The 26,834-nt window shown below is 71.3% G+C and carries 24 protein-coding genes and 1 pseudogene; 17 read left to right on the top strand and 8 right to left on the bottom strand.

The window, feature by feature from the left end:
* Window positions 1–381 precede the first annotated feature (381 nt).
* From ACFV88_RS04990 to ACFV88_RS04940, 11 genes and pseudogenes are all read left to right on the top strand, one after another.
* Complete coding sequence (locus ACFV88_RS04990; protein WP_385486124.1) at window positions 382–789, top strand: TadE/TadG family type IV pilus assembly protein; 408 nt, start codon at window positions 382–384, stop codon at window positions 787–789.
* Window positions 790–867: 78 nt separating this feature from the next.
* Window positions 868–2,214, top strand: coding sequence for a CpaF family protein (locus ACFV88_RS04985; RefSeq protein WP_385486122.1), 1,347 nt, complete (start codon window positions 868–870; stop codon window positions 2,212–2,214).
* A 22-nt stretch (window positions 2,215–2,236) separates the two neighbouring features.
* On the top strand, window positions 2,237–3,175 hold the full coding sequence (locus tag ACFV88_RS04980; protein WP_385486120.1) for a type II secretion system F family protein: 939 nt from the start codon (window positions 2,237–2,239) through the stop codon (window positions 3,173–3,175).
* Between the two features lie 19 nt (window positions 3,176–3,194).
* Window positions 3,195–4,085 (top strand): DUF5936 domain-containing protein, encoded by an 891-nt coding sequence (locus ACFV88_RS04975; RefSeq protein ID WP_385486722.1) that lies wholly within the window; start codon window positions 3,195–3,197, stop codon window positions 4,083–4,085.
* Window positions 4,085–5,563 (top strand): sensor histidine kinase, encoded by a 1,479-nt coding sequence (locus ACFV88_RS04970; protein ID WP_385486118.1) that lies wholly within the window; start codon window positions 4,085–4,087, stop codon window positions 5,561–5,563. Before ACFV88_RS04975 ends, ACFV88_RS04970 begins: the two co-directional genes overlap by 1 nt.
* On the top strand, window positions 5,553–6,344 hold the full coding sequence (locus tag ACFV88_RS04965; RefSeq protein WP_385486116.1) for a response regulator: 792 nt from the start codon (window positions 5,553–5,555) through the stop codon (window positions 6,342–6,344). Before ACFV88_RS04970 ends, ACFV88_RS04965 begins: the two co-directional genes overlap by 11 nt.
* 105 nt (window positions 6,345–6,449) lie before the next feature.
* The gene (locus tag ACFV88_RS04960) at window positions 6,450–6,653 is read left to right on the top strand and encodes a hypothetical protein (RefSeq protein ID WP_385486114.1); all 204 of its coding nucleotides are present in this window, start codon (window positions 6,450–6,452) and stop codon (window positions 6,651–6,653) included.
* Window positions 6,650–7,258 carry a pilus assembly protein TadG-related protein gene (locus ACFV88_RS04955; RefSeq protein WP_385486112.1) on the top strand — a complete coding sequence of 203 codons (609 nt, stop codon included), beginning with the start codon at window positions 6,650–6,652 and terminating at the stop codon, window positions 7,256–7,258. Before ACFV88_RS04960 ends, ACFV88_RS04955 begins: the two co-directional genes overlap by 4 nt.
* A gap of 15 nt (window positions 7,259–7,273) precedes the next feature.
* On the top strand, window positions 7,274–7,879 hold the full coding sequence (locus ACFV88_RS04950) for a hypothetical protein (protein WP_385486110.1): 606 nt from the start codon (window positions 7,274–7,276) through the stop codon (window positions 7,877–7,879).
* Between the two features lie 3 nt (window positions 7,880–7,882).
* Complete coding sequence (locus ACFV88_RS04945; protein WP_385486108.1) at window positions 7,883–8,620, top strand: OmpA family protein; 738 nt, start codon at window positions 7,883–7,885, stop codon at window positions 8,618–8,620.
* A gap of 161 nt (window positions 8,621–8,781) precedes the next feature.
* Window positions 8,782–9,114: pseudogene (locus ACFV88_RS04940) on the top strand (winged helix-turn-helix transcriptional regulator); the annotation flags it as partial.
* A 996-nt stretch (window positions 9,115–10,110) separates the two neighbouring features.
* Here ACFV88_RS04940 and mgrA read toward each other — a convergent pair.
* On the bottom strand, window positions 10,111–11,148 hold the full coding sequence (gene mgrA, locus ACFV88_RS04935; protein WP_385486106.1) for an L-glyceraldehyde 3-phosphate reductase: 1,038 nt from the start codon (window positions 11,146–11,148) through the stop codon (window positions 10,111–10,113).
* 111 nt (window positions 11,149–11,259) lie between these two features.
* On the opposite strand from mgrA, the gene ACFV88_RS04930 reads away from it, so the two are divergent.
* From ACFV88_RS04930 to ACFV88_RS04915, 4 genes are all read left to right on the top strand, one after another.
* Entirely contained in the window at window positions 11,260–12,021 is a 762-nt protein-coding gene (locus tag ACFV88_RS04930) for an isoprenyl transferase (RefSeq protein ID WP_385486104.1), read from the top strand.
* 359 nt (window positions 12,022–12,380) lie between these two features.
* The gene (locus ACFV88_RS04925; RefSeq protein ID WP_385486102.1) at window positions 12,381–13,703 is read left to right on the top strand and encodes a PhoH family protein; all 1,323 of its coding nucleotides are present in this window, start codon (window positions 12,381–12,383) and stop codon (window positions 13,701–13,703) included.
* A 458-nt stretch (window positions 13,704–14,161) separates the two neighbouring features.
* On the top strand, window positions 14,162–14,920 hold the full coding sequence (locus ACFV88_RS04920; protein WP_385486100.1) for a transglycosylase SLT domain-containing protein: 759 nt from the start codon (window positions 14,162–14,164) through the stop codon (window positions 14,918–14,920).
* A 199-nt stretch (window positions 14,921–15,119) separates the two neighbouring features.
* Complete coding sequence (locus ACFV88_RS04915; RefSeq protein ID WP_385486098.1) at window positions 15,120–16,613, top strand: AI-2E family transporter; 1,494 nt, start codon at window positions 15,120–15,122, stop codon at window positions 16,611–16,613.
* Window positions 16,614–16,736: 123 nt separating this feature from the next.
* Here ACFV88_RS04915 and ACFV88_RS04910 read toward each other — a convergent pair whose 3' ends face one another.
* Together ACFV88_RS04910 and ACFV88_RS04905 are read right to left on the bottom strand one after the other, a co-directional pair.
* Window positions 16,737–17,270, bottom strand: a complete 534-nt coding sequence (locus tag ACFV88_RS04910) for an alkyl hydroperoxide reductase (RefSeq protein WP_385486096.1) — start codon at window positions 17,268–17,270, stop codon at window positions 16,737–16,739.
* A 2-nt stretch (window positions 17,271–17,272) separates the two neighbouring features.
* A complete protein-coding gene (locus ACFV88_RS04905; RefSeq protein ID WP_385486094.1) occupies window positions 17,273–17,827 on the bottom strand; it encodes a peroxiredoxin in 555 nt (184 codons plus the stop codon).
* A 249-nt stretch (window positions 17,828–18,076) separates the two neighbouring features.
* Here ACFV88_RS04905 and ACFV88_RS04900 point away from each other — a divergent pair, with 249 nt between their 5' ends.
* Window positions 18,077–19,057 (top strand): hydrogen peroxide-inducible genes activator, encoded by a 981-nt coding sequence (locus ACFV88_RS04900; RefSeq protein ID WP_385486092.1) that lies wholly within the window; start codon window positions 18,077–18,079, stop codon window positions 19,055–19,057.
* Between the two features lie 83 nt (window positions 19,058–19,140).
* Here ACFV88_RS04900 and ACFV88_RS04895 read toward each other — a convergent pair whose 3' ends face one another.
* The 5 genes from ACFV88_RS04895 to ACFV88_RS04875 form a co-directional block, all read right to left on the bottom strand.
* Window positions 19,141–21,531 carry an FtsX-like permease family protein gene (locus tag ACFV88_RS04895; protein ID WP_385486090.1) on the bottom strand — a complete coding sequence of 797 codons (2,391 nt, stop codon included), beginning with the start codon at window positions 21,529–21,531 and terminating at the stop codon, window positions 19,141–19,143.
* Window positions 21,528–22,214, bottom strand: coding sequence for an ABC transporter ATP-binding protein (locus ACFV88_RS04890; protein ID WP_385486088.1), 687 nt, complete (start codon window positions 22,212–22,214; stop codon window positions 21,528–21,530). The genes ACFV88_RS04895 and ACFV88_RS04890 overlap by 4 nt, the downstream gene beginning before the upstream one ends.
* Window positions 22,211–22,735: a PadR family transcriptional regulator gene (locus tag ACFV88_RS04885; protein WP_385486086.1), complete on the bottom strand. Its 525-nt coding sequence runs from the start codon at window positions 22,733–22,735 to the stop codon at window positions 22,211–22,213. Before ACFV88_RS04885 ends, ACFV88_RS04890 begins: the two co-directional genes overlap by 4 nt.
* 121 nt (window positions 22,736–22,856) lie before the next feature.
* A complete protein-coding gene (locus tag ACFV88_RS04880) occupies window positions 22,857–23,141 on the bottom strand; it encodes a hypothetical protein (RefSeq protein ID WP_385486084.1) in 285 nt (94 codons plus the stop codon).
* The gene (locus ACFV88_RS04875; protein WP_385486720.1) at window positions 23,138–24,031 is read right to left on the bottom strand and encodes an SPFH domain-containing protein; all 894 of its coding nucleotides are present in this window, start codon (window positions 24,029–24,031) and stop codon (window positions 23,138–23,140) included. Before ACFV88_RS04875 ends, ACFV88_RS04880 begins: the two co-directional genes overlap by 4 nt.
* 395 nt (window positions 24,032–24,426) lie before the next feature.
* Here ACFV88_RS04875 and ACFV88_RS04870 point away from each other — a divergent pair, with 395 nt between their 5' ends.
* Window positions 24,427–26,775 carry a transglycosylase domain-containing protein gene (locus ACFV88_RS04870; RefSeq protein WP_385486082.1) on the top strand — a complete coding sequence of 783 codons (2,349 nt, stop codon included), beginning with the start codon at window positions 24,427–24,429 and terminating at the stop codon, window positions 26,773–26,775.
* Window positions 26,776–26,834 lie beyond the last annotated feature (59 nt).

The following is a 26,834-nucleotide window of genomic DNA, read 5'->3' as shown; positions in this document are numbered from 1 at the left end:
GTACCCGTACGGAAGGCCAGGACGCGTCGGGTCATGCCCGTCCGGGCAGGGGCGGGGTCTTCCCGGGTCCTACGGACGGCGGCGCGGCGCGCGGAGACGACGTGCCGAACGCGAAACCCGGCGGGAGCGCCCTCGCCCGGCGCTCCCCGCACACGCGGGGGTGGTCCCGAGGGGTACACCGAGTCGACCGGCACCGTGAAGCGCGCCCCGCGCGAGCGGGGATGGACCCACCAGCGGCGGGCAGCACCGCGAGTCCGCCTCGCGCGCACGGGCGTGCGGCGCCCCGTACCCGTACGCGCGGGGGTACGCCCCGCCACCCCCGCACCCGCGGGCGTACGTGGCGGCGCAACCGACCGTGCGCGGGTGGGGCGTGCCGGGCCCGTGCGTACGGGGCCGGGGCGCAGCCCGGGCGGCGGCCCCCGACCCCGCAGGACACCGCCCCGCCGCGTCCTCAAGGACGACCGGGGCGTCAGCGTGCTGGAGTTCGCAGGGTTCCTGCCGATCCTCCTGGTGATCGGCCTCGCCGCCATCCAACTCGGCCTGATCGGCTACGCGGCCGGCCAAGCCGGCTCGGGGGCCCGCGCCGCGGCCCGGGTGACCGCCCAGGGCGGCGACGGGGCCGCTGCGGGACGCGCCGCGATGGACAGCGGACTCGACGCCGACGTCGACACCGCGGACGACGGCGAACTCTCCCGGGCCACCGCCACCGTGACCGTCCCCGTACTCGTCCCCTTCGTCGGCTCCGGCTGGCAGGTCACCCGAACGGTCACCATGCCCACCGACGACTGACCCCCGACCCCCGACCACCGCCAGCCGACCCAGAGCCGTAGCACCGAACCGGAACCCGAACGGAAGGAGGAAGAGCCCATGAGCCTGCGCTCCCGACTGGCGGCCACCCCCCAGGAATCCGGCACGCCACGCGAGGACAGCCACCTCGTCGCCGTCTACCGGGCCAAACTCCTCGAAGAGATCGACCTCGCCGAGATGTCCTCGCTCGCCGCCGCCGACCGCCGGGTCCGGCTGGAACGCGTACTCGGCCACCTGATCAGCCGCGAGGGGCCCGTCCTCTCCACCAGCGAACGCGCCCAACTCATCCGCCGCGTGGTGGACGAGGCCCTGGGCCTCGGCGTCCTCGAACCGCTCCTCGCCGACGCGTCGATCACCGAGATCATGGTCAACGGACCCGACGCCGTTTTCGTGGAGCGCGCCGGCCGCGTCGAACAGCTGCCGCTGCGCTTCGCCTCCGACGAACAGCTCATGCAGACCATCGAACGCATCGTCTCCACCGTCAACCGGCGCGTGGACGAGTCCAACCCGATGGTCGACGCCCGACTGCCCACCGGCGAACGCGTCAACGTCATCATCCCCCCGCTGTCCCTCACCGGCCCCACCCTCACCATCCGTCGCTTCCCCCGCGCCTACACCCTCACCGAACTCATCGGCCTGGGCTCCCTCGACGAACAGATGCTGCTGCTCCTGTCCGCGTTCGTCCGCGCCCGCTTCAACGTCATCGTCAGCGGCGGCACCGGCTCCGGGAAGACGACCCTCCTCAACGCCCTGTCCGGACTCATCCCGGACCGCGAGCGCATCATCACCATCGAGGACTCCGCGGAACTCCAACTCCAACAGGAACACGTGATCCGGCTGGAGTCCCGCCCCCCGAACGTCGAGGGCAAGGGCCACATCACCATCCGCGACCTGGTCCGCAACAGCCTGCGGATGCGCCCCGACCGCATCATCGTCGGCGAGGTCCGCGGCGGCGAGACCCTCGACATGCTCCAGGCCATGTCCACCGGCCACGACGGCTCCCTCGCCACCGTCCACGCCAACAGCGCCGAGGACGCCCTGATGCGCCTCCAGACCCTCGGCTCCATGTCCGAGGTCCGCATCCCCTTCGAAGCGCTCAAGGACCAGATCAACTCCGCCGTCGACGTCGTCGTGCAACTCGCCCGACACGCCGACGGCTCCCGCCGCGTGGTCGAGATCGCGCTCCTCGTCTCCCACGGACGCGAACCCCTGCGCATCGCCACCGTCTCCCGCTTCGTCCCCCGACCCCCCGGCGCCGACCGGATCGTGCACGGCCACTTCGAACACCTGCCCCTGCCCCGCGCCGTCGCGGAGAAGCTGTACGTCGCCAGCGAACCGGTCCCGCCCGCCTTCGGAGTCGCCACCGAAGGCATCGCCCCGCCCCACACCAGGCAGGCCCTCGCATGAACCGACCCCCGCGGAGCCCGGCATGAGCGAACTCGCCCTCCTCGCCCTCGGCGCCACCCTGCTGTGCTGCACCCTCGCCATCGCCGGACTGCACAGCTGGGCCACCGGCCGCGCCCAACGCCAGGCCCTCGTCGACCGCCTCTCCGGCGGCCCCGTCCACGGCCCCGCGAGCCGCACCCGACGCTTCGTCGCCGTCGACCGCCGGCTGCGCCACACCCGCCTCGGCCGCGCCATCAGCCTGCGGCTCGCCGCCACCGGACTCGACCTCACCGCCGGCGAGTTCTTCACCTACGCCCTCGCCGGCGTCATCGGCCTCTGGCTCGTCGCGTCCTCCGCCCTCGCCCCCTTCTTCGGCCCCCTCGCCGCCGCCGTCGGCGTGTGGAGCGCCGTCATCTTCCTCAACTGGCAGCGACAGAAACGCATCGAAGCGTTCATCAACCAGCTCCCCGACGTCGCCCGGCTCCTCGCCAACGCCACCGCTGCCGGACTCGCCCTGCGCACCTCCCTCGCCATGGCCGCCGAAGAACTCGAAGCCCCCGCCGGCGAAGAGCTCTCCCTCGTCGCCGACCAGCTCACCCTCGGCCGCTCCGTCGACGACGCCCTCGGCGAACTCGCCCGCCGACTGCCCTCACGCGAACTCGTCGTCCTCGTCACCACCCTCGTCCTGTCCAACAAGGCCGGCGGCTCCGTCGTCAGCTCCCTGCGCAACCTCACCCAGACCCTGGAGGACCGCAAGGAGACCCGCCGAGAGGTGCGGACCATGCTGTCCGAGGTCAACGCGACCGCGTTCACCGTCCCCCTGCTCGGCCTGGGCTCCCTGCTCCTGGTCAACTCCTCCAACGAAGGCGCCCTCGCCCGGGTCACCGGCTCCCCGGTCGGCCAGGCCCTGATGCTGATCGCCCTTGGGCTCTACGCGGTCGGGTTCTTCGTCATCCGCCGCCTCGGCAAGATCGAAGTGTGAGAGGTTCCCCCCGATGACGATGACGGCCCTGCTGCTCGCCGCGCTCACGGGCGCCGCCGTGTTCGGCGCCCTCTTCGGCATCCGCCTGTACCGCACGGAGACCAAACTCCCCGGCGACCTCGCCCTGGCCCTGGAGGTCGGCGCCACCCGCGTCTCCACCACGGACTCCGCCGTCGACCGCCTCGGCATGCGCTGCGCCCCCCTCGTCCTACGCCTGATGGGCCCCAAACGCGTGGACGCCAAACGCCGCCGCATCGACCGGGCCGGCAACCCCGGCGGCCTCACCGTCGACCGGTACGCGGCCCGCCGCGCCGTCTACGGGGTGTTCGGCGTCGTCCTCGGACTCGTCTTCCTCAACAACGCACAGCCCCTGTTCGCCGCCCTCACCCTCGTCTTCGGCCTGTTCGCCGCCGACGCCCTCATCTGGCAGGCCGTCCGCGAACGCCGCGCCGTCATCGACCGCACCCTCCCCGACTTCCTCGACGTCCTCGCCGTCGTCGTCTCCGCCGGCCTCGGCTTCCGCCAGGCCCTCGACCGGGTCGCCGAACGGTACGAAGGCCCCTGGGCCGACGAACTGCGCATCACCCTGCGCCAGATGGACATGGGCGTCAGCCGCCGCCAGGCCTTCGACGAACTGCGCCGCCGCAACGACTCCGAACAGGTCGCCCAGTTCGTCTCCGCCCTCCAACAGGGCGAGGAACTCGGCTCCCCGATCGCCGAGACCCTCATCCAGATCGCCGGCGACATGCGCCGCACCGACGCCCAGAACGCCCGCCGCCGCGCCGCGAAGACCATCCCCAAGGCCACCGTGGTGACCCTGGTGTTCATGCTGCCCGCCACGATGATCCTCATCGCCACCGGCATGTTCCTCGGCTCCGGCAGCGACTTCGGCTCCATCCTGGGGCGCTGATGCGACACACCCCCGACCCCGCACCCCGCACGGCGTTCCCCCACCGCTTACGGGCCCGCCTCGCCCGCGCGCTCCACCACGGACGCCGCACCGGCTCCCCGCTCGCCACCCGGCCCGGACCCTGGCCCTCCGCCATCGAGGACGACGCACCCGCGCCCAGCCTCCGCATCCAGCTCAGCGCCCTCCAGGCCCTGTGCCGCCAGGTCTTCGGCGCCCGCCTCGCCATGATCGCCATCGGGGTGCCCTTCGCCATGGCCGGCGCCGCCGACGGCGCCCCCAGGTACGCCGTCCTCGCCGCCAGCATCGCCGGCTTCATGAGCTCCTACGCGATGCTCCGCGACTGGGAACGCTTCGGCCCCCGCGTCCTCGCCCACCCCACCCTGATGGGGGCGGACCTTCTCGTCGGCTCGATACTCCTGCTCACCGCGTCCCCCGCGTCCCCCCTCGGCTACGTCGCCGTCTGCACCCCCCTGCTGTCGGGACTCCTGTACGGCTGGCGCGGCGCCGGCGTCTTCACCGGCCTCCAGATCGTCGCGCTGCTCACCGCGTACCGCGCCTGGGAACACCGCCCCGGCACCGGGCCCAGCACCGCCCTGCTCGCCGGGTTCTGCGTCGCCGCCGGCATCATCGGCGTGACCCTGCGCAACCTGATGTTCCGGTTCGGCGCCGCCACCCGTGCCCTCGCCGAAGCCAACGCCGACCTCGCCGTCCGGGACGCCGTGGAATCCGAACGCGCCCGCCTCGCCCGCGAGATGCACGACTCCGTCGCCAAGACCCTGCACGGCCTGGCCCTGTCCGCCGAAGCCCTGGCCACCGGGGCGGACCGGGTGGACCCCCACGTCCTGCGGGCCCGCGCCGACGAGGTCGCCCACGCCGCCCGCCGCGCCGCCGCCGAGTCCCGCACCCTGCTGCGCGACCTCCGCGGCACGGAACCCCACCCGCCGCCCACCGACCTGCTCGCCGAACTGGACGCCGTCGTCACCGACTTCCGCGCCCGCACCGGCACGCCCGCCACCCTGCGCGCCGAACCGGCCCCCGCATCGACGTTCACCGTCCCAGCGCCCGCGGGCCACGAAACGGCCACCATCGTGGGCGAGGCCCTGGAGAACGCCCACCGACATGCCCGCGCCTCCCACGTCACCGTCACCGTCACCGGCGACGCCCGAAGCCTGACGGTCACCGTCACCGACGACGGCGACGGCATCCCCGGCAGCGCCCTCGGTACCCTCGCCCCCGGATCGGTACGACTCGCCGCACTGCGGGCCCGGGGCCGGTTCGGCTTGCTCGGCATGGTCGAACGCGCCGCAGCACTCGACGCGACCCTGACGATCACCCCGGCGGACCCCCGCCCGACCGCCCGGACCCCCGGCACCCGCGTCCGCCTGACCGTCCCCCGGCCCGCCCCGCCGACACGGCACCCGGCGTACCGCAACCGTCCCGTTCCCTCCCTGCTCCCGGAGGCCGACCATGCCCCCTGAGCCGCCAGCGCTGCGGGTCGTCGTCACCGACGACAACCCGGTCGTCCGGGCCGGACTCGCCGCCCTCCTCGGCACCCGCCCCGGCCTCACCGTCGTCGCCGAGGCCACGAACGGCGCGGAAGCCCTGACCGCGGTCCGACGGCACCGCCCCGACCTGGTCCTGCTCGACGTCCGCATGCCCGGTACGGACGGCCTCACCGCGCTTCCCGGACTCGCCCGCCTGGCACCGGTCCTGATGCTCACTTACAGCGCGGAACCCGAAACCGTCCGCGTCGCGCACCGGCTCGGCGCCCGCGGATACCTGGTGCACGGGGAGTTCACCACGGACGAACTCCTCCTGGCGGTACGGAGAACGGCGGACGGACACGGCACCTGCACCCCGTCGGCACGGGACGTGTGGTCCACGACGGGGTCCCCCACGGAGCCGGACGTCTCGGATCGCCCGACCCGTCCGCCCGGATCACCCCAACCTGCTTCGCAGGTGCAACGGTCTGTGGGAGAGTCGTGGTGGACCCGTGAGGGTCGCCCCCGCGAGCAACGCGGGGGCGGGCGAGGTCCGTTCGCTTTCGGTCTCAGCTCCAGGGAGGTGGAGGTCATGGATCTCATCGCGTCCGGCATGAACAACCAACAGATCGCCGCCACCTGTTTCATCAGCGAGAAGACCGTCAAGAACCACATCAACCGGATCTTCGCGAAGCTACAGAGCGGGAGCCGGAGCGAAGCGATCGCCCACTGGCTCGGAACCGCCCCGTCCTCCCTGCGGGAGGGGTGGTCCCGTTGACCCCCTCACCTGCGAGTTGGGCCCCAGGGCCCACGAGTCCGACCGTCCCCGTCCCGTACCTTTCCGTAGTCGGACGTGCACGGCACCCGGACGGAAGGACCCACGATGAGGACTCGCCTGACCACCTGGCGCCACCGGACCCTGACCCACCTGAGGGGCCCCGCACGCGACCGCGGCGCCGGCTTCGTGGAATACGCCGGCCTACTCATCATCATCGCGGGAATCTTCACCCTGATCGACAGCTTGGGTTTGGACGGGTTGATCTCGGGGGCGATCCTCGATGCGGTGAACAACGTCATCGGGGGTTGAGCCGTTCGCAGTTCCCTGCAACGGACCGAGGCCAGACGCTGCCCATCTACATCTGGACCACGGGAATTCTGCTCTTCGTCGCGTTCGGCTTCTTCGCTTTCGCTCAGGCTGCCTCTGCGCGCAACGGGGCGCAGTCAGCGGCCGATGCCGCTGCACTGGCAGCCGCGCAGGCGTCCCGGGAGGAGATGCTCGACGGCTTGGCGACCGCCATCGGTGGTGAAGAGGACTGGTTGGACTGGCTTACCGGGGATCTCCTCGAAGAGGCGGGGGCGCAGACCGCCGCAGAGCAGTTGGCCGGCGAGAACGATGCCAGTGTGACGGGATTCGGTCCGGCTGAGGTGAACGGCTATCCAGGATTTCAGGTGGAGATCGAGACCAACTACACGGTGGGCGAATCGATCATCCCCGGCACGGAGTCGATGCGGGCCCGGGCGCAGGCCACTGCCGTTCTGGAGCCGCGGTGTGAATTCGACGTGGACGCCGATCCCAGGGATGTCATCGAACTTGATTGCGACGGAGAGACTGTCGAGATCGATCCCCAGGAGTTTCGGCCGGAAGACCTGCCCGATGCGTCCGACCTGTTCTCCGTGTATCTGGCTGAGTGAAAGGAAGCAGTACCCATGAAGCTCCCCCACGCGAGGACGCGCAGAACACTGACCGCGGCGGCGTTCACTACTGGGCTGATCCTTGCTGGCGCGGCCTGTGGCGGGGGCGAGAGCGGTAGCGACGACGGAAAACGGGAATCCCGGCCGGCCTCGCAGTCGTCACAGGACCAGGAGAACGAGCCTACGGCTGATGACCAGTCCTCAACGCAGCCTGCGAACGATGTTCTCGGGGAGTCCAAAGGCGAGGGTGGACTGACGATGGCCATCACGTCAGCAGTTCGTGATCAGGGCGGATACATCACGGTCCAAGGAACCGTGACCAACGGAACCGGCAAGTCATGGGTCGCGGCCGGATGGCGCAGCGACGAGAACGAGTTGGTCAAGAACGGTGCTTCCATCGCGGGAGCCAACTTGGTGGACAAGCGCGAGGGAAAGAAGTACCTCGTCCTCCGTGACACGGAAGGGCGCTGCCTGTGCACCCGTTTCACAGGGGGAATCCTGTCCGGCGACACCGCCGAATGGTTCGCTCAGTTCCCCGCCCCGCCCGAAGGCACGACGAAGGTCGACTTCCAAGTGGGCTCCATGCCCCCCGCGTCCATCGAGATCAGCGAGGGCGAATAGCCGATGACCGACTCCGCCCCCACCCCCGGAGCCCCGCTGAACGTCCCCGACCGCGCCCCGCGCCCGGCGTCACGCACCCGTGCGATCGCCGCACCCGTGACGCTCGCCGCCCTCCTCTGTCTCCTCGTCACGGGAGCCCCGGCCGAAGCCGCCCCGAGCGACCCCAGCACCCCCCCCGGCAGCGTCTCGGACGGGGGACCCGCGCCCGAGGTGGACCCCGAGAGCCCGGGCCTGCGCCTCGCCGACGGGGCCAGCCTCGCGCCCGCCAAGGTGCTGGACATCAAGTCGGTGGTCGAGGAAATGGGCGGCGAGGAGCGGCGCGAGGACACCAACACGGAGGTGAAGTTCGCCCTCCAGGCCGAGGTGCTGTTCCCCAAGAACAGCCCGAAGCTGAACCCGGAGGCGCTGTCCCGGATCAAGGCGATCGCGGACGAGATCAGGAAACTGAAGGCGACGAACATCAGGGTCTTCGGCTTCACCGACGACCTCGGCTCCTACGAGCACGGCAAGCTGCTCAGCAAGCGCCGCGCCGACTCCGTCCACGACGCGCTCGCCGCCGACCTGGGCCCCGAGGTCACCTACGAGGTGCGCGGGTACAGCGAGGACTATCCGATCGCCGACAACTCCTCGGAGCAGGGGCGGCGGAAGAACCGGCGCGTCGAGGTGTCCTTCCCCCGCGGCGGGGCGGCGGCCGAGCCGAGCCGCGGCGGTGACGAGGCCGCGGGTTCGGCAGCCCCCTGAGGCAGTCGGGCCCGGACGTCGTCCCACCGGGCCCTTCGGATGCCCCCTCCGAGCGGGCCCGGGCGCCCTTCCCGCGCCCGCTCGGGAAACGAACGTGCCCGAGGTCCGGACCGGCAGTACTGTCGACGGGGTAAGTGATGAGCTGTCGTGAGGAGTTGTCCATGGGCAAGGGCCCGTACATCTGCGGTCTCGACGCGGCGGTCGACGTCGTCGGCGGCAAGTGGAAACCGCTGATCCTGTGGGCCCTGGACGACGCCGAGGGTCCGCTCCGGTTCGGTGAGCTGCGCCGCCAGGTGCCGGGGGTCAGCGAGAAGATGCTGATCCAGCAGCTGAGGGAGTTGGAGGCGGACGGGGTGGTGGACCGTGAGGTCTTCCCGGAGGTTCCGCCCCGGGTCGAGTACTCGCTCACGGAGATCGGGTCCCAGCTGAACTTCGCGCTGGGCCCGCTCGGCGAGTGGGGCGGTCGCAACATGTCCGCGATCGTCGCCCGCAAGCACCCCGAGTACGCGGCCTCCCTCCGATCCGCCGCCGTCCAGCCCGCCGCCGGCGAGGCTCCCCCCGCCGATCCCTCCCCGCGGGTCGCCGCGGCGGGGAACCCGGACGCGGACATCGACGTCGACCACCCGCGCGCACCCCGGGTGCTGCGTGCTCCCGGTACCGGCCGTACGCAGAGCGGTAGCCGCACTGCCCGCCCGGTGCGGGGCGTCGAGGAGGCCTGACGGGGACGGCGGGCCGGTGCGGGCCGTCGGTACGACCCGGGCGGCCGTTCCCGAACGACGTTCTCCACATCGTTATCGGGTGTGGCTCGATCCCCAGGTAAAGATAGCGTAAGTTCAGACCAAGGTAATTCGCGTGAGCAAAGCTGCGCGGGCGGCACCGTGCAGTGGAGGGGGCTGCGCGGTGCCGTGCGGCTTCCGGCACCGGACCCGCCGCTCGTGTTCCCGCTCCACGCCCGAGTCCTCGTTCCACGCCCGGCTTCCCGCTCCGCCACCCGCCTCCGCCACCCGCCTCCGGCGTCAACCTCACGCCTCGGGCGCCCTCGCCCCGGAGAGGGACGGCCACACCGGGCCACCGTCCCTCGACGGCCGCGCCGCGCCGCGCGCCACACCACTGCGCACCAGCGGTTTTCCTCCGCCAACCGTCCCCGTCACGCGTGCCACAGGCGCCCGGCGGGTGCCCGGGAAGACTGCGGAGAGTAGTTGTCGGCCGTCAATGCCCGCGATGCCGCATACGAAGGGTTATGGTGGAAGCCCCCCCTCGGGCCGGTCCGTATCCCCCCCCACGGACCGGCCCGTTTTCCTTTCCCGGCCGTGACGCCCCGGTCCTGCCCCCACCGCAGCGCCCCGGCCAGGCCCCCCACCGCAGCGCTCCGGCCGAGGCGCCCGCCCCCACGGCCCCACCGCAGCGCCCCGGCCAAGGCCCCCGACCGCAAAGCCCCGGTCAGAACCCCGGGCCCGGCGCCCCGACCGCAGCGCCCCCGCCGAAGGGGATCAGCCCCGTCCGGCCCAGATGTTCGTCCCGGGCGTCGACACCGCGTACTCGTCGATGTCCCGCAGTTCCTCCGCGGTCAGCGCCGGACCGCCCAGCGCGGCCACGTTCTCCTCCAACTGCCGGACGCTCGACGCGCCGATCAGCGCCGAGGTCATCCGCTCGTCGCGCAGCACCCACGCCAGGGCGAGCTGGGCGAGGCTCTGCCCGCGCCGCTCGGCGATGCCGTTCAGCCCGCGCAGCCGGCGCAGCACCTCCTCGCTGAGCAGGCCCGGGTCCAGGGACTTGCCCTGGGTGGCGCGGGATCCCTCCGGGATGCCGTTCAGGTACTTGCCCGTCAGCAGGCCCTGGGCCAGCGGCACGTAGGCGATGCACCCCATGCCCGCCGCCTCCAGCGTGTCGAGCAGGCCGTCGTCCTCCGTCCAACGGTTGATCATCGAGTACGAGGGCTGGTGGATCAGCGGCCGCACGCCCATCTCGCGCAGCAGCCGGGCCGCCTCGGCGGTCTGCTCGCTGGTGTAGGAGGACACCCCGACGTAGAGGGCCTTGCCCTGCTGGACCGCGGACGCGAGCGCGCCCATGGTCTCCTCCAGCGGGGTGTGCGGGTCGAAGCGGTGCGAGTAGAAGACGTCGACGTGGTCGAGGCCCATCCGGGCGAGGGAGGCGTCGAGCGAGGACAGCAGGTACTTGCGGGAGCCCCACTCGCCGTACGGGCCGGGGTGCATCAGATAGCCGGCCTTGGTGGAGATGACCAGCTCGTCGCGGTACGGGGCGAAGTCCTGGCGGAAGAGCTTGCCGAAGTTCAGCTCGGCCGAGCCGGGCGGGGGGCCGTAGTTGTTGGCCAGATCGAAGTGGGTGACGCCGAGGTCGAAGGCGCGACGCAGGATCGCCCGCTGCGTCGTCAGCGCGCGGTCGTCGCCGAAGTTGTGCCACAGTCCGAGGGAGACCGCGGGCAGTTTCAGGCCGCTTCGGCCGGAGCGCCGGTACTCCATGGAGTCGTAACGGTCCGGTCGCGCTCGGTAGAGGATGGTGTCGTCCATGGGCTCGAAACTACTTCAGTCGGGCCTCGCCCCCGGCTCGGCGGACCTCGTGCACACCGGTAGGGTGGCGCCCCTCGGGGACGGCTATTTCCACCAAGGGGCTGAACAGACGTGAACCTGCGCGACCTGGTGTATCGACTCTACGCGCGCCGGGTGGAGGGCCGCCTCGACCACGACCAGGTGCCCAAGCACATCGGGGTCATCCTGGACGGGAACCGGCGCTGGGCGAAGGCGTCGGGGGAGACCACCGCGCAGGGCCACCGGGCCGGGGCCGACAAGATCTCCGAGTTCCTCGGCTGGTGCGCCGAGACCGACGTCGAGGTCGTCACCCTGTGGATGTTGTCCACGGACAATCTGGACCGTCCGGAGGACGAGCTGGTACCGCTGCTCGGCATCATCGAGGACGCGGTGCGCGGTCTGGCGCGGGACGGCCGCTGGCGGGTGCACCACGCGGGGACGATGGACCTGCTGCCCGGCCCGACGCAGACGGTCCTCAAGGAGGCGGAACAGGCCACGATCGACAACACGGGGATACTCGTGAACGTCGCCGTGGGCTACGGCGGTCGCCAGGAGATCGCCGACGCGGTCCGCTCGCTGCTGCTGGACCACGCGCAGCGGGGCACCAGCTTCGAGGAACTCGCCGAGCTGGTGGACATCGACGTGATCTCCGAGCACCTCTACACGCGCGGCCAGCCGGACCCCGACCTGGTCATCAGGACCAGCGGTGAACAGCGGCTTTCCGGATTCATGCTCTGGCAGTCGGCGCACTCCGAGTACTACTTCTGCGAGGTCTTCTGGCCCGCGTTCCGCAAGGTCGACTTCCTGCGGGCGCTGCGCGACTACGCCGCCCGCCACCGGCGCTACGGCGGCTGACGCTCCCCCCGTAGGGCGGTCACCGGGGGCCGTGTCACGAGGTGTTCATCCACGTGCCTCCAACTGGTCTGGCATGGCGGCGCGTTTTGAAGGGAATAAGCCACCCAGGTCGGCATCCGAGCGGTATCGGTCGGCGGTACCGGGAGGGATGCCGTATCCAGCGGACGGCAGCAGGCCGCCCGCCCGGGAGGCTCTTTGCACCAGGTGCACCGTACGTACCGTACGGACGAGGCGGAGGGCCGGCGTCCGGCCCGCGCCCCGCGGCCCGAACCCGGTTCGTTCCTTCCCCGTGGGGTGTCGCAGGGGGCGTTCCACTGCCCCGGCGCTCCCCGACCTCATCCGAGGGGGTACGTCCTTCCGTGGTGACCAGCTCAAAGCGCCGTACGCCAGACCGGCGCACCTACGTCCTCGACACCAGCGTCCTGCTGGCCGACCCGAACGCGATGAGCCGTTTCGACGAGCACGAAGTCGTCCTGCCGGTCGTCGTCGTGACGGAACTGGAGGCCAAGCGCCACCATCCGGAACTGGGGTACTTCGCCCGGCAGGCCCTGCGGCTGCTGGACGACTACCGCGTCCGGTACGGCCGACTGGACGCCCCGCTCCCGGTGGGGGAGTTGGGCGGCACGCTGCGCGTCGAGTTGAACCACTCCGATCCGGGGGTCCTCCCGGCGGGGTACCGACTCGGCGACAACGACTCGCGCATCCTCGCCGTGGCCCGCAACCTCCAGGCCGAGGGGTACGACGTCACGGTCGTCTCCAAGGACCTGCCGCTGCGCATCAAGGCGTCCTCGGTGGGCCTGCTCGCCGAGGAGTACCGGGCGGAGTTGGCCATCACCGACTCCGGGTGGACCGGGATGGCCGAGCTGTCGCTCTCCGCCGAACAGGTCGACCTGCTCTTCGAGGGGGACGGCCTGTTCGTGCCCGAGGCCGCCCAGATGCCGGTGCACACCGGGCTGCGCATCCAGTCGGAGCGGGGCAAGGCGCTCGGCCGGGTCGCCGCGGACGGCCGGGTGCAGTTGGTGCGCGGGGACCGCGAGGCGTTCGGGATCAAGGGGCGCAGCGCGGAGCAGCGCATCGCGCTGGACCTGCTGCTCGATCCGGACGTGGGCATCGTGTCGATGGGCGGCCGGGCGGGTACCGGCAAGTCGGCACTGGCGCTGTGCGCGGGTCTGGAGGCGGTGTTGGAGCGCCGCCAGCACCAGAAGGTGATGGTCTTCCGGCCGCTGTACGCGGTGGGCGGGCAGGAGCTGGGCTATCTGCCGGGTTCCGAGGCCGAGAAGATGAGCCCGTGGGCGCAGGCGGTGTTCGACACGCTGTCGGCGGTGACGAGCCGTGAGGTGATCGAGGAGATCACCGCGCGGGGGATGCTGGAGGTGCTGCCGCTCACCCACATCCGGGGCCGTTCGCTGCACGACGCGTTCGTCATCGTGGACGAGGCCCAGTCGCTGGAGCGCAACGTCCTGCTGACGGTGTTGTCCCGGATCGGGGCGAACTCCCGGGTGGTGCTCACCCATGACGTGGCGCAGCGGGACAACCTGCGCGTCGGCCGGTACGACGGGGTGGTCGCCGTCGTGGAGAAACTGAAAGGACATCCGCTCTTCGCACATGTGACGCTCACCCGTTCGGAGCGTTCCCAGATCGCCGCGTTGGTGACCGAGATGTTGGAGGACGGACACCTGTAGGGGAGCTGGTCCTGATTGGCCCCCTTTCGAGGGGGTGTTGGGTGCCGCCCGGTGGGGACTCGTAGCCGAAAGGGCACGAGAGCCTAGCCGGGCGGCGGCCCGTGGTGGGGGAGTTCGGAACAAAGGCCCGAGTCGTGCCAGGTGTGATCTATCCCACTCAACCCGGAATTGCCTTGCGGTGTGCGGCTGCGGCAGAGTCTCAGTCCTGTCAGGCCCCGCATACGACACACCGTGCCGCCTTCCGGTCGCCAGAGCACCACCGGCGCCGTGGCACACTGCCGTACACCGAACTTCATAGAGCCCGTCGTATGCCGCCCGAGTACCACCGGGCGCTCCCGTCGCGGGAGTTGTCCACCGGGCCCGTGCCTCCCGTGACCCCGCAGTATCGGAGGCCAGTGCCAAGGGCACGATCGCGTCCGTGAGGGTCACCCGTGCGGGCGATGCTGGAAGGAAAACGTGTGAGCCGGATCTCCGTCCGGGGATTCGCTGTGGCCTCCGCCACCGCGGTCACCACAGTCGGCGCCGTCGTCGGTGTCGCCTCGGGCACCCCGCAGGAGTCCTCGAACGACTTCGAGGCGACGGCGAGCGACTCGACGCTCCTCGCGGACATCCCCTCGGGCCAGCAGGCCCAGGTCATGACCTCCTCGCTGACGCAGCAGGCGGACGCCCAGGCGATCGCCGCTGACTCCTCCGCGAAGAAGACCGCCGAGGAGACGGCCCGCGTCCAGGCCGCCAAGGACGCCGTCGCCAAGCAGAAGTCGGCCAAGGACGCCAAGGAGCGCGCCGCGGCCGAGGCGAAGGCCGAGAAGGAAGCCAAGGAGCGCGCCGAGAAGGAGGCCAAGGAGAAGCAGGAGAAGGCGAGTCGGTCCGACACGCGCACCGCCTCCGGCACCGGCAGCCTCCCGACCACCGCCAAGGGCTCGTACACCATCGCCGAGATCCAGGCGATGGCCCGTGCGGTGGTCCCTGCCGACCAGTTCCAGTGCTTCAGCAACATCGTGGACCACGAGTCCGACTGGAACTACAAGGCCGTCAACCCCTCCTCGGGCGCGTACGGGCTCTTCCAGGCGCTGCCCGCCTCGAAGATGATCTCCGCGGGTGCGGACTGGCAGACCAACCCCGCCACCCAGATCAAGTGGGGCCTCAGCTACATGGAGGGCCGCTACGGCAGCCCCTGTGGCGCCTGGGACTTCTGGCAGGCCAACCGCTGGTACTGAAGCCCGCCCCGCGTCGATCGCGGTTCAACCTTTCCGGGCCCCTCGCCGTCCTTCGGTGAGGGGCCCGTGGCATGTACCGTTGGGCGGGCTCCGGGGACACCCGGGGGGAGCGGTGCGCAACGTACGCAACGACGGACGTGCACGCGGGGTACGTGCCGGGCGCGAGAAGCACGGCGGACGGCGGGAAAAGGTACGGGTCATGTCGCGAGTGCCAGGCTGGTTGGGCCGGTGGGGAGCCGGGCTGACCGGTCTCGGCGCGCGGTGGGAGGCCCGACGCGACGCAGCGCAACGGCGGGACGACCCCGACGCGCCCGACGGGTCCGGCGCACCGGGCGGCAGCGGGCCCGCCACCACCGGTGACGGCAGGTCAGCGGCCCCCGCGGCGCCGGCCGGTGACCCGGCGGCCGGTCCGTCGACCCCCGTCACCTATCTGCCCGCCGTCACCGCGCGGCCCGATCCGGCACAGGCCGTGCCCTGGGGCCTGCGGGTCGCCGCCGAGGCGGGGTGGCGGCTGCTGGTCCTCGCCGGCGCGGTGTGGGTGTTGATGCGGGTCATCAGCGCCGTGCAACTCGTCATCCTCGCCTTCGTCGCCGCGCTGCTCATCACCGCCCTGCTCCAGCCGACCGTGGCGAAGTTGAAGCGCCACGGGGTGCCCCGGGGGCTCGCGACCGTGCTCACCGCGGTCCTTGGCTTCGTCCTCCTCGGGCTGGTCGGCTGGTTCGTGGTGTGGCAGGTGATGGAGAACATCGACCACCTCTCCGACCAGGTCCAGGACGGCATCGAGGAGTTGCGCAAGTGGCTCCTCAACAGCCCGTTCCATGTGACCGAGGATCAGATCAACGACATCGCGGGAACCCTGCGGGACGCGGTGGGCGCGAACACCGACTCCATCACCTCCGCGGGCCTGGAGGGCGTCACGGTCCTCGTGGAGGCGCTGACCGGCATCCTGCTGACGATGTTCTCCACGCTGTTCCTGCTGTACGACGGCCGGCGGATCTGGGAGTGGCTGCTGCGGCTGGTGCCGGGAGCCGCCCGGGAGGGCATCGCCGGTGCCGGGCCGCGCGCCTGGCGGACCCTCACCGCCTATGTGCGGGGCACGGTGTTGGTGGCGCTGATCGACGCGGTCTTCATCGGCCTGGGGATCTACTTCCTCGGGGTGCCGATGGCGGTGCCGCTCGCGGTGTTCATCTTCCTGTTCGCGTTCATCCCGTTGATCGGCGCGGTGGTGTCGGGGGCGCTCGCGGTGGTCGTCGCCCTGGTCACCCAGGGGGTGTTCACCGCGGTCATGACCCTCGCGGTGGTGCTCGCGGTGCAGCAGATCGAGGGGCACGTGCTCCAGCCGTTCATCCTGGGCCGGGCCGTGCGGGTCCATCCGCTGGCCGTGGTGCTCTCGGTGGCGACGGGCGGGCTGGTCGCCGGGATCGGCGGCGCGGTCGTCGCGGTGCCGCTGGTCGCGGTCACCAACACCGTCGTCGGATATCTGCGGGCGTACTCCCGCGGGTACGCGTTGCGCGGCTCGCCCGCGCCGCACGGGGCGACGGCCCTCGGTGTCGCACCGGTGGTTCCGGCGGCCTCCCGGCCGGCCGCCGAGTCCGCCGGGGAGGGCCCGGGCGCGGCACCGGGCCGGCCGGACGGCGAACGAGCCACCGGTGCCACTGGTACGAAGGCGCCGAACGGCGGCACGGGCGAGTAACACCCGGCCTGACCCGCTCTGACCCGCTCCGGGCGGGCCCGGTTCGGGTAACCGGATACGCGGAAGGGGCCCGTACGGCAGGTACGGACCCCTTCCCCGTGGTGCGGGGAGCAATGTGCTCGCTCAGCCGGCGAGCACGGCCTCCGAGTCCAGCGTGACGCCCACGGCCTGGATCACCGAGGCGATCTTGAACGCCTCCTGGATCACCCCGCGCTCGACGCCGGCCCCGCGCAGCACCTGCTCGTGCGAGTCGAGGCACTGGCCGCAGCCGTTGATCGCGGAGACCGCGAGGGACCACAGCTCGAAGTCGGTCTTCTCGACACCGGGGTTGCCGATGACGTTCATCCGCAGACCGGCGCGCAGCGTGCCGTACTCCGGGTCCGACAGCAGGTGCCGGGTGCGGTAGAAGACGTTGTTCATCGCCATGATCGCGGCGGCGGACTTGGCGGCGGTGTACGCCTCGGGGGAGAGGTTCTCCTTCGCCACCGGCTCCAGCTCGCGCAGCACGATCGGCGAGCGGGAGGCGATCGCGCAGGCCAGGACCGTGCCCCACAGCTGCTGCTGCGGGAGGTCGCTGTTGCCGATCACCGAACCGAGGTTCAGCCGCAGGTCCTTGGCGTAGTCCGGTATCGCGGACTTCAGTTCATCGAGGGCCACGGTCATTCACCGGCCAGCAGCGCGACGGGGTCCAGGGTGGTCTCGCCCTTGCTCCAGTTGCACGGGCACAGCTCGTCCGTCTGGAGCGCGTCGAGGACCCGCAGGACCTCCTTGGGGTTACGGCCGACGGAGCCCGCGGTCACCATGGTGAACTGGATCTCGTTGTTCGGGTCGACGATGAACACGGCGCGCTGCGCGAAGCCGTCCTCGCCCTCGACGCCGCAGTCCCGCATCAGCTCGTGCTTGGAGTCGGCGAGCATCGGGAAGGGCAGGTCGCGCAGGTCGGCGTGGTCCTTGCGCCAGGCGTGGTGCACGAACTCGGAGTCACCGGAGGCGCCCAGGATCTGCGCGTCACGGTCGGCGAACTCGTCGTTCAGCTTGCCGAACGCGGCGATCTCGGTCGGGCAGACGAACGTGAAGTCCTTCGGCCAGAAGAACACCACGCGCCACTTGCCCTCGTAGGTCTTGTGGTCGACCTGGGCGAACTCCTTGCCGGTCTCCAGGGAGACGCAGGCGGTCAGGTCGTACGGGGGAAACTGGTCGCCGACGGTGAGCACAGTGCTACTCCATGGTGCGTGAGGGGTTGGACAAATCCACCCTGTCACACAGCGCGACCGCCGGTGAAATCGATCAGTGCGGTCAGTGTGATCCGATTCGCCGATCAATGCGGCCGGGTGGTACATCTGGGGGAACGGCCAGGTCCGGGCAGGATCGGGGAAGTGTTCGCAGCGAGCCCGGATCGGATCGGGGCGGACCGAGCGGGACCGGTTCGGATCGCGTGATGGCAGATCGGAAGGAACGTACCAGTGGCGGCGAAGACGGGGACCGGTCGGGGCACCGGCGTGGCGGGCCGGGCCAAGCAGCCGAGCATCGCCCAGCTCCGGGCGTTCGCGGCGGTCGCCGAGCACCTCCACTTCCGGGACGCCGCGGCGGCGATCGGCATGAGCCAGCCCGCGCTGTCCGGAGCGGTGTCCGCGCTGGAGGAGACCCTGGGGGTACGGCTGCTGGAGCGGACCACCCGCAAGGTGCTGCTGTCGCCCGCCGGGGAACGGCTCGCCGTCCGGGCCAGGAAGGTGCTGGACGCGGTCGGCGAACTGCTGGAGGAGGCCGCGGCCGTCCGCGCCCCGTTCACCGGAACGCTACGGCTCGGCGTCATCCCCACCGTGGCGCCCTACCTCCTGCCGGCGGTGCTCCGCCTCACCCACGACACCTACCCGGAGCTGGACCTCCAGGTGCACGAGGAACAGACCGCGTCCCTGCTGGACGGACTCGCCGCCGGCCGGCTGGACCTGCTGCTGATCGCCGTGCCGCTCGGCGTGCCCGGGGTCACCGAGCTGCCCCTCTTCGACGAGGACTTCGTGCTCGTCGCCCCGCGCGGCCACGCCCTGGGCGGACGCGAGGGCATCTCGCGCGACGTGCTGCGCGAACTCGACCTGCTGCTCCTGGACGAGGGTCACTGCCTGCGGGACCAGGCGCTCGACGTCTGCCGGGACGCCGGACGCGAGGAGGGCCCCGTCTCGATGACCGCGGCCGGACTGCCCACCCTGGTCCAGTTGGTCGCCGGGGGACTCGGCGTGACCCTGCTGCCGAGGACCGCGGTGGACGTGGAGACCGCACGGGACGGACGGCTCGTCACCGGATGCTTCGCGGCGCCCGCACCCAGCCGTCGGGTCGCCCTCGCCATGCGCGCCGGGGCCGCCCGCTCCGCGGAGTACGCGGCGCTGGCCGCCGCCCTGCGCAGCAGCCTCACCGCCCTGCCCGTGCGGCTGCTGGACCCACCCGCGTAGGACGCACGACGGGGGGGTGCCCCCGACCGTTCGGCTTCGAACGGCCGGGGGCACCCCCCCCGTCGTGCACGGGCCCGTGACGGCTACTCGGTGCGCAGGCCCTCCGGGCGCATCAGCTTGATCAGCGCCGGCATGGACAGTGCGGTCACCAGCAGGACGACCCCCGCCGAGACCCCGGTCATCGCACCGATGCTCGACCAGGCGATGGAGAGCGGTTGCTGGACCATGAGCAGCAGCACCATGCCCAGCACCAGTCCGAAGAACACGGCCAGGACCAGTCCCAGCGCCACCGGGACCGCCGTCTGCCACAGCACCGACCAGGCCAGCGTCCGGCGCCGGGTGCCGAAGGCGACCAGGACGGCCAGCAGCTTCTTGCGCTCGCGGAGCTGTTCGATCTGCGAGACCAGCAGGCTCGCCCCGATCAGCAGCAGCACACAGGTCGCCCCGACGAACAGGCCCGTGCGGATGCTCGCGAACTGGTTGGACTCCTTGAGCAGGTAGTAGGTCATGGCCCCGGCGAACGGGCTGAGCTTGGCCGCCGTCGTGCGGACGTGCTCCATCGCGTCCGGTGTTCCCTTGTCGATCTGGACGAACATCCGGCTGTGCAGCACCGGCCTGAGGCTCTCGGGGAACGCGCCGGGTGTCGCGAGGATGCCGTCCCGCTCGTAACCGAGGGGATCGAGGGCCGGTTCGGCCTTCTTCAGCTCCTCGGGCAGGCGCCACTTCGCGTCGGCGGCCTTGACCTCGGCGGAGGGCGGGTCCACGAATATCGTGGCGCCCGGCTTGGCACGGGCCAGGGTCTCCTTGCCCTGATCGGTGTCGGAGTGCACGCGGAAGACGTCGCCGTCGCGGCACGAGGGGAGCTTCGCCACCTCGCGCAGCGCCGCGCAGTCACCGACGGCCACCTCCATCAGGGAGTCGTTGGGGTCGATCGGCCGGTGCGAGGCCCAGGCGGTGCTGATCCCCACGGTGCTCCGGACCCCGGTGGTGGAGTCCACGGCCTGCTGCGCCCGGTCGAAGGACACCGTGCTGGGGAAGGTCAGTTCCATCTGGGCGCGCTGGAGGTTGTGGCCGCTGTCCTGCGCGTAGTCCTCGTCGACCCCGGCGAACAGCATCTGGAGCGCGATGGCGCCGGCGACGGCCACGGCGATGCCGTTGACCATCCGGGCCGCCGTTCCGCTGCTGAGCTGGAGCCTGCGGGTGGCGAGCTGCCAGGCCACCGGTCCCCGGGCGATGCGGGCCACCACGGCCTCGACCACCCAGGGCAGCAGGGCCGTGACGCCGAAGAGCAGCAGGACCGTGCCGAAGACCACCATGTAGGTGTTGAAGTAGTCGCCGCTGCCCGTCCAGATCTGGGGGACGAGGATCAGCAGGCCGACGAGGGGCAGCAGCAGTCGCCAGAGCAGCCGTCGCGGGCGGGGGAGCGCGGCGCGCATCACGCCCAGCGGCTCGATGACCACTCCGCGCAGCGCCAGCAGGGTCACCCCGATGGCGGCGAGCGGCACGGCGATGACGACCAGTGCGGCCAGCAGCGGCGTGGGCGTGAGGTCTTCGGGGAAGACGGACATGTCCTGGACGGACATCCGGGCGGCGAGCTGACGTCCGGCGAGGAACAGTCCGGCGCCGACGACGAGCCCCAGCAGGGCGCCCGCGACGGCCTCGCCGGCGGCGATCCTGCGGATCATCCGGGAGTCGGCTCCGACCAGGCGCAGTGCGGCGAGCCTGCGGTCCCGGCGCTCGCCGCCGAAGCGGACGGCGGCGGCGACGAACACCGCCACGGGCATCAGCAGCACCACGAGGATGATCAGGACCAGCAGCATCAGGACCGGGTCGAGCGGTTCCGGGGTGGGCGGCGTGCCGAACGAGTCGAGCCGCACCACCAGGTGGCTGGCCTCGGCCTCGTCGAGGTCCTTGGAGCCGGCGTAGTAGGCGAGTTCGTGCGGGCCGATCAGGCCGGACCGGTCCACGGTGGCGGTGATCTCGTACGGGATGCGCTCGCGCAGCAGCTTGCCTTCGGGGGACTCCAGCAGTTCGCGCAGCGCGGGTGAGACGGCCATCTCGCCGGGGGCGGGGAAGGCGCTCAGCCCCGGGGGCAGCGGCGCGTTCGGGCCCTCCGGCTGGAGGAGCCGACCGCGGACGTCACCCTCGCGGAAGTCCGTGTTGGCCATCGCCAGCAGGAGCGTGTTGTCCTGGGGCCGGGTTTCGTCCGAGGTCGCGAAGTCCGAGCGGGCGGTGGAGCGGGCGTCGCGCTTGGCCATGGCGTCCGGCACCGAGCTGGCCAGCAGCAACAGGCTGACGCCGAGTCCGACGCCGACGGCGGTGAGCACGGTGCGCACCCAGGACTCGCGTCCGCCGGTGAGGGCGAAGCGCATGCCCATCGCCAGATCGCGCAGCACGCTCGTGCCGCCCGCGGCGGGCCGGGGCGGGCCGCCGGCGGCCCGAGGACGTGCGGGCCGGGTGTCGGTGGCCGTCATATGGCCCGCTCCATGTCGCGTGACTTGCCGTCGCGCACGACGACCTCACGGTCGGAGTAGGCGGCGACGCGTGCCTCGTGGGTGACCAGGACGACGGCCGCGTTGGTGGACCGGGCCGCGTCCGTCAGCAGTTCCATCACCCGCTCGCCGTTGAGGGAGTCGAGGGCGCCGGTCGGCTCGTCCGCGAACAGCACCCGCGGTCCGGTGACGAGCGAGCGGGCCACGGCGACCCGCTGGCCCTGGCCGCCGGAGACCTCGCCGGGCCGTTTGCCGCTGAGGTCGTCCACTTCGAGGCGGCGCATCCAGTCGATCGCGGCGGCCTCGGCCGGCTTGCGGGCGACCCCGCTCAGCCGCAGCGGCAGCGCCACGTTCTCCACGCAGGTCAGCTCGGGCACGAGCTGTCCGAACTGGAACACGAAACCGAACTCGGAGCGGCGCAGGGCGCTGCGCTGGGCGTCGGACATGGAGCTCAGCTCGCGGCCCTGGTACTGGATGGAGCCCGAGTCCGGGGTGACGATTCCGGCCAGGCAGTGCAGCAGCGTCGACTTGCCCGATCCGGAGGGGCCCATCACGGCCACCACCTCACCGGGGTGGATCGAGAAGTGGGCGCCGTCGAGTGCGGGGGTCGGACCGTACGTCTTGCGCAGGTCCGTCGCGGTCAGCAGGGAACCGGCGGGGGTCATGGGCGCACCTCCTGGGCGAGCTTGTCGAGGCGCGCGGCGGTCAGTTCCAGCCAGCGCAGATCGGCTTCGAGGTGGAACAGGGCGTGGTCGCAGATGAGCTGGTCCGCGAGGTCCCCCCGACGCTTGCGGTCGGTGAGGATGCGCATCATTCGCAGGTGTTCCGCGCGCTGTGTGTCGAGGACGTCGCCGGCGTTGCGGCGGGTGAGCAGCGCGAGGACGACCTTGGTGTACAGGGTCGACTGGAGGTACGGCTCCGGCTTCTCGGGGCTGGCGAGCCAGCGCTGGACGTCGGTGACGCCCGCTTCGGTGATTGCGTACCGCTTGCGCTCGGGACCCTCCCCCGCCTCTATCCCGTCGACCTCGACGAGACCGTTCTTCAGGAGGCGGGACATGGTCGAGTAGACCTGGCCGTAGTGGAGCGGGCGGTCCTGCCCGAACTTTTCGTCGAAGGCCCGCTTGAGGTCGTACCCGTGGCGGGGGCCGGACTCCAGGAGTCCCAGCAATGTGTGACCGATGGACATGCCGAGAACTATACGCACCACGTATACATGCCGTGTATACGTGGTGTGTATAGATCCGGTGCCCTGGTGCTTCGGGGTGGTGTTCTCCCAGGTCAGAGCCGATTGTCACAATTCTGTGGTGCTAGTCGCCGGGGGCGTCCGAGGAGCCGGGCGGTCGCCCTCGTCGAGCGATCGGACCCGCGGACCTGGGGAGCCTGTCGGCCTCCTTCAGCGCCTTGCGCAACAGGAACTCGATCTGCGCGTTGGCGCTGCGCAGCTCCGCGCCGGCCCACCGGGCGAGCGCCTCGTAGACCAGGGGGTCGAGGCGCAGCAGCACCTGCTTGCGCGGGGCGGCGGCCTTCCGGCGCGGGGCGGGGGGCTGCTCCGGGGCGTCGCCCTCGGCGGGGTCCCGGTCGTCGGGGGTCACTGGTACAGCGATCCCGTGTTGAGCACCGGCTGGGCTGCCCGCTCGCCACAGAGCACGACCAGCAGGTTGGAGACCATGACGGCCTTGCGCTCCTGGTCCAGCTCCACGAGGTCCCGTTCGGTGATCCGCTCGATCGCGGCCTCGACCATGCCCACGGCCCCGTCGACGATCAGCCGGCGGGCCGCGACGACCGCGCCGGCCTGCTGGCGCTGGAGCATCGCCGAGGCGATCTCGGGGGCGTAGGCGAGGTGGGTGAACCGCGACTCGATGATCTGCACCCCGGCGGCCTCGACCCGTGCGTACAGTTCGACGCCCAGCTTCTCGGTGATCTCCTCGGCGTTGCCGCGCAGCGAGAGCCCGTTCTCGTCGTGCGCGTCGTACGGGTATTCGATGGCGATGTGCCGCACGGCCGCCTCGGTCTGGGTGGCGACGAACTCCAGGAAGTCGTCGACCTCGAAGGTGGCCTGTGCGGTGTCCTCGACCCGCCACACCACGACGGCCGCCAGTTCGATCGGGTTTCCGTAGGCGTCGTTGACCTTGAGTACGGCGGTCTCGTGGTTGCGCACCCGGGTGGAGATCTTCTGTCGGGTGGTCAGCGGGTTGACCCAGCGCAGTCCGTCGGTGCGGATCGTGCCCCGGTAGCGGCCGAAGAGCTGGACGACCCGGGCCTCGCCGGGCGCGACCATGTTGAGCCCGCTCATCGCGATCGCCGAGAGGGTCGTCAGGGTGATGCCGCAGGCCAGCCCGGTCGCCAGGGCGGCGCCGTTCCCGCTGACCGCCCCGAGGACGATCAGGCCGGCGCCCACCAGCACCCCGGCGAGCCCGAACAGCAGGGCGCGTCCGCCGCCGACGCTGTGGGCCGGGAATTCGGTGACCCGCGGTGCCGGCATCTCGGGCAGTTCGCCCGGCTCCGTGCTCCGACGCGCGGTGCCCGCGCCGCCGTCGGTGACCTGATGCTCCGTACCCGGTCCCTGGTGCTCCTTGGGCATGGGTGCCCCCCGTTTCTTCGATGGGCCGAGGCTGGACGTCCCGCCCGCCCGGCGCCGCTCTAGCAAAGTGATATCACTTTAACCCGAACGGCAACCTTCCGCACCCCTCGGCGGTCGGTTCCTGGGGGGCGGGTGCTCATTGTCACGTCAGCAAATCGACTGATCTGCCGGAGTCTGTCCCGAGGTGCGGTGTTAGCTTGCAGAGCTGACCGCGGGTACGTGACCGGTGCACAGCGCAGCAAACAAGACGAGCAGTACGTACGAGACAGACGAGACGAATCGGAGCGAGCGGACCCATGGGGCGAGCGGAGGAACGACGGGCCCGGCAGCGTGCCGGGCGGCGTGCGCGGCGCGGACGTTCGACCAGCGGGGGTCGCACCGGCATACGCAGGTTCCTCACCTGGCGGAAGCTGCTCGGCACCTTCTTCGGCGTCATCCTGCTCGGCATGCTCGGCTTCGTCATCCTGTACATGGTGGTCGACGTCCCCGAGGGCAACGCCGACGCCAAGCGACAGAGCAACATCTACAAGTACCGCGACGGCACGATCCTGGCCCGCACCGGTGACATCAACCGGGAGATAGTCGACCTCGCCAAGGTGCCGGAGGACGTCCAGCGCACCTTCGTCGCGATCGAGAACAAGTCCTTCTACTCGGACAAGGGCGTCGACCTCAAGGGCACCACCCGAGGAGTGCTCAACACCCTGGCCGGCAAGGGCAAGCAGGGCGGTTCGACGATCACCCAGCAGTACGTCAAGAACTACTACCTCACCCAGGACCAGACCGTCAGCCGCAAGCTGAAGGAACTGGTCATCTCGTTGAAGGTCGACCGCGAGAAGTCCAAGGAGGACATCCTCGCGGGGTACATCAACACCAGCTACTACGGCCGCAGCGCCTACGGCATCCAGGCAGCCGCGCAGGCGTACTACCGGGTGGACGCCGAGGACCTCGACGTCGCGCAGGGCGCCTACCTCGCCGCCCTCCTCCAGGCCCCCAGTCAGTACGACTGGGCCGCCGCCTCCGACCGGGGCAAGCGACTGGTCACCGAGCGCTGGAACAAGGCCCTCGACAACATGGTCGAGAAGGGCTGGTTGGAGCAGGCCGACCGCCGGGCGCTGAAGTTCCCGGTGCCGAAGGAGCCGCGCCCCGCGCCCGGGATGAGCGGCCAGGCCGGCTACCTGGTGGAGGCCGCCAAGCGCGAGCTGGAGCAGCAGTTCGTCCGCGAGGGCATGACCCAGTCGCAGGCCGAGACGCTGGTCCAGGCCGGCGGCTGGACGTTCACCCTGAACATCGACAAGAAGAAGCAGGCCCTGCTGGAGAAGGCCGTCAAGGACGAACTCACCAGCAAGCTCGACCCGAAGGAACGCACCGTCGACGGCGACGTCCAGGCGGGCGCCGTGTCCGTCGACCCGAAGAGCGGGGCCGTCCTCGCCATGTACGGCGGGGTCGACTACGTCAAGCACTTCACCAACAACGCGACCCGCCGCGACTACCAGCCCGCCTCCACCTTCAAGCCGCTGATCTACGCCGCCGCGCTGGAGAACGACGCCGAGACCCAGGACGGCGAGGAGATCTCCGCCAAGACCGTCTACGACGGCGACAGCAGACGCCCCGTCGTGGGCAGCGACGTCGCGTTCGCCCCGCCCAACGAGGACGACGTCGACTACGGCGACGTCACCGTCCAGAAGGCCATGAACAAGTCGGTGAACTCCGTCTTCGCGCAGATGGGCGTCGACGTCGGCATGGACGACGTGATGCGCACGGCCGGCCTGCTCGGCATGGACGTCAAGGGCCTGGAGGCGGTGCCCGCACAGACCCTCGGGACCATGGGCGCCAGCCCCCTGGAGATGGCCGGGGTGTACGCGACCCTGGACAACCACGGCAAGAAGGTGAAGCCCGCCGTCCTCAAGTCCGCCAGCCACAAGGACCGCGCGGTCGACCTCCCCGACCCGGTCGGCGGCCAGGTCGTCGAACGCTCCACCGCCGACGCCGTGACCTCGGTGCTCACCGGAGTGGTCGACGACGGCACCGGCCGCGCCGTCCGCGACCCCCGGCAGGACGTGGCCGGCAAGACCGGCACCTCCGACGAGAACCGCTCCGCCTGGTTCTCCGGCTACACCCCCGACCTGGTCACCTCCGTCGGCCTGTTCGGCGAGGCGGCCAAGGACCGCAAGGGCGAGGACGGCAAGAAGGTCGCCCGCGGCTCGCAGACCAGCCTCAAGGGCGCGGTGGGCGGGGGCAGGGTCAGCGGCGGTGGCTTCCCCGCCAGGATCTGGGCCGCCTACACCTTCGAAGCGATGGGCGCTCCCAGCGAGTTCGACCTCGAAACGGACCAGGGCGCGGCCGTCTCCCCGCCCGCCGAGCCGAGCGACTCCCCGTCCTCCGAGCCGCCGTCCGCCCCCGCCTCGTCCGCCTCCACCTCCCCGGAGCCGGACCGCGAGACCAAGGAACCGGCGAGCCCCAGCACCGAGGCGTCCACGCCCCCGACCGACCCCGAGACCAACACCCCGCCACCGACCACCAGCCAGAGCCCCGACCCGGGCGACGGCGAGGAGACCCCGGAGCCGAGCACCTCGACCAGCCCCAGCGCCTCCGCCAGCCAGTCCGCCGAACAACCCCCCGCGCTCGGCGCGCCCGACGAGGGCTGATCCGCCGTACCCCCGCGGGGTGCGGGCGCCGCACCCCGCGGGGGTACGGCGCCCGGACC

Origin of the sequence: Streptomyces sp. NPDC059816 (assembly GCF_042732055.1) — a bacterium.
GTDB lineage: Bacteria > Actinomycetota > Actinomycetes > Streptomycetales > Streptomycetaceae > Streptomyces.
Note: the sequence above shows the minus strand (reverse complement) of the source record. Positions and strands in the feature narration are given on the sequence as shown.

What these genes read in the sequence shown, in the direction of transcription:
- ACFV88_RS04965 (WP_385486116.1), top strand. Translation starts at nt 5,553, where the DNA reads ATGCCCCCTGAGCCGCCAGCGCTGCGGGTCGTCGTCACCGACGACAAC.
- ACFV88_RS04980 (WP_385486120.1), top strand. Translation starts at nt 2,237, where the DNA reads ATGAGCGAACTCGCCCTCCTCGCCCTCGGCGCCACCCTGCTGTGCTGC.
- ACFV88_RS04885 (WP_385486086.1), bottom strand. Translation starts at nt 22,735, where the DNA reads ATGTCCATCGGTCACACATTGCTGGGACTCCTGGAGTCCGGCCCCCGC.
- ACFV88_RS04970 (WP_385486118.1), top strand. Translation starts at nt 4,085, where the DNA reads ATGCGACACACCCCCGACCCCGCACCCCGCACGGCGTTCCCCCACCGC.
- ACFV88_RS04950 (WP_385486110.1), top strand. Translation starts at nt 7,274, where the DNA reads ATGAAGCTCCCCCACGCGAGGACGCGCAGAACACTGACCGCGGCGGCG.
- ACFV88_RS04875 (WP_385486720.1), bottom strand. Translation starts at nt 24,031, where the DNA reads ATGCCGGCACCGCGGGTCACCGAATTCCCGGCCCACAGCGTCGGCGGC.
- ACFV88_RS04895 (WP_385486090.1), bottom strand. Translation starts at nt 21,531, where the DNA reads ATGACGGCCACCGACACCCGGCCCGCACGTCCTCGGGCCGCCGGCGGC.
- ACFV88_RS04975 (WP_385486722.1), top strand. Translation starts at nt 3,195, where the DNA reads ATGACGGCCCTGCTGCTCGCCGCGCTCACGGGCGCCGCCGTGTTCGGC.
- ACFV88_RS04985 (WP_385486122.1), top strand. Translation starts at nt 868, where the DNA reads ATGAGCCTGCGCTCCCGACTGGCGGCCACCCCCCAGGAATCCGGCACG.
- ACFV88_RS04870 (WP_385486082.1), top strand. Translation starts at nt 24,427, where the DNA reads ATGGGGCGAGCGGAGGAACGACGGGCCCGGCAGCGTGCCGGGCGGCGT.
- mgrA (WP_385486106.1), bottom strand. Translation starts at nt 11,148, where the DNA reads ATGGACGACACCATCCTCTACCGAGCGCGACCGGACCGTTACGACTCC.
- ACFV88_RS04890 (WP_385486088.1), bottom strand. Translation starts at nt 22,214, where the DNA reads ATGACCCCCGCCGGTTCCCTGCTGACCGCGACGGACCTGCGCAAGACG.
- ACFV88_RS04915 (WP_385486098.1), top strand. Translation starts at nt 15,120, where the DNA reads ATGTCGCGAGTGCCAGGCTGGTTGGGCCGGTGGGGAGCCGGGCTGACC.
- ACFV88_RS04960 (WP_385486114.1), top strand. Translation starts at nt 6,450, where the DNA reads ATGAGGACTCGCCTGACCACCTGGCGCCACCGGACCCTGACCCACCTG.
- ACFV88_RS04945 (WP_385486108.1), top strand. Translation starts at nt 7,883, where the DNA reads ATGACCGACTCCGCCCCCACCCCCGGAGCCCCGCTGAACGTCCCCGAC.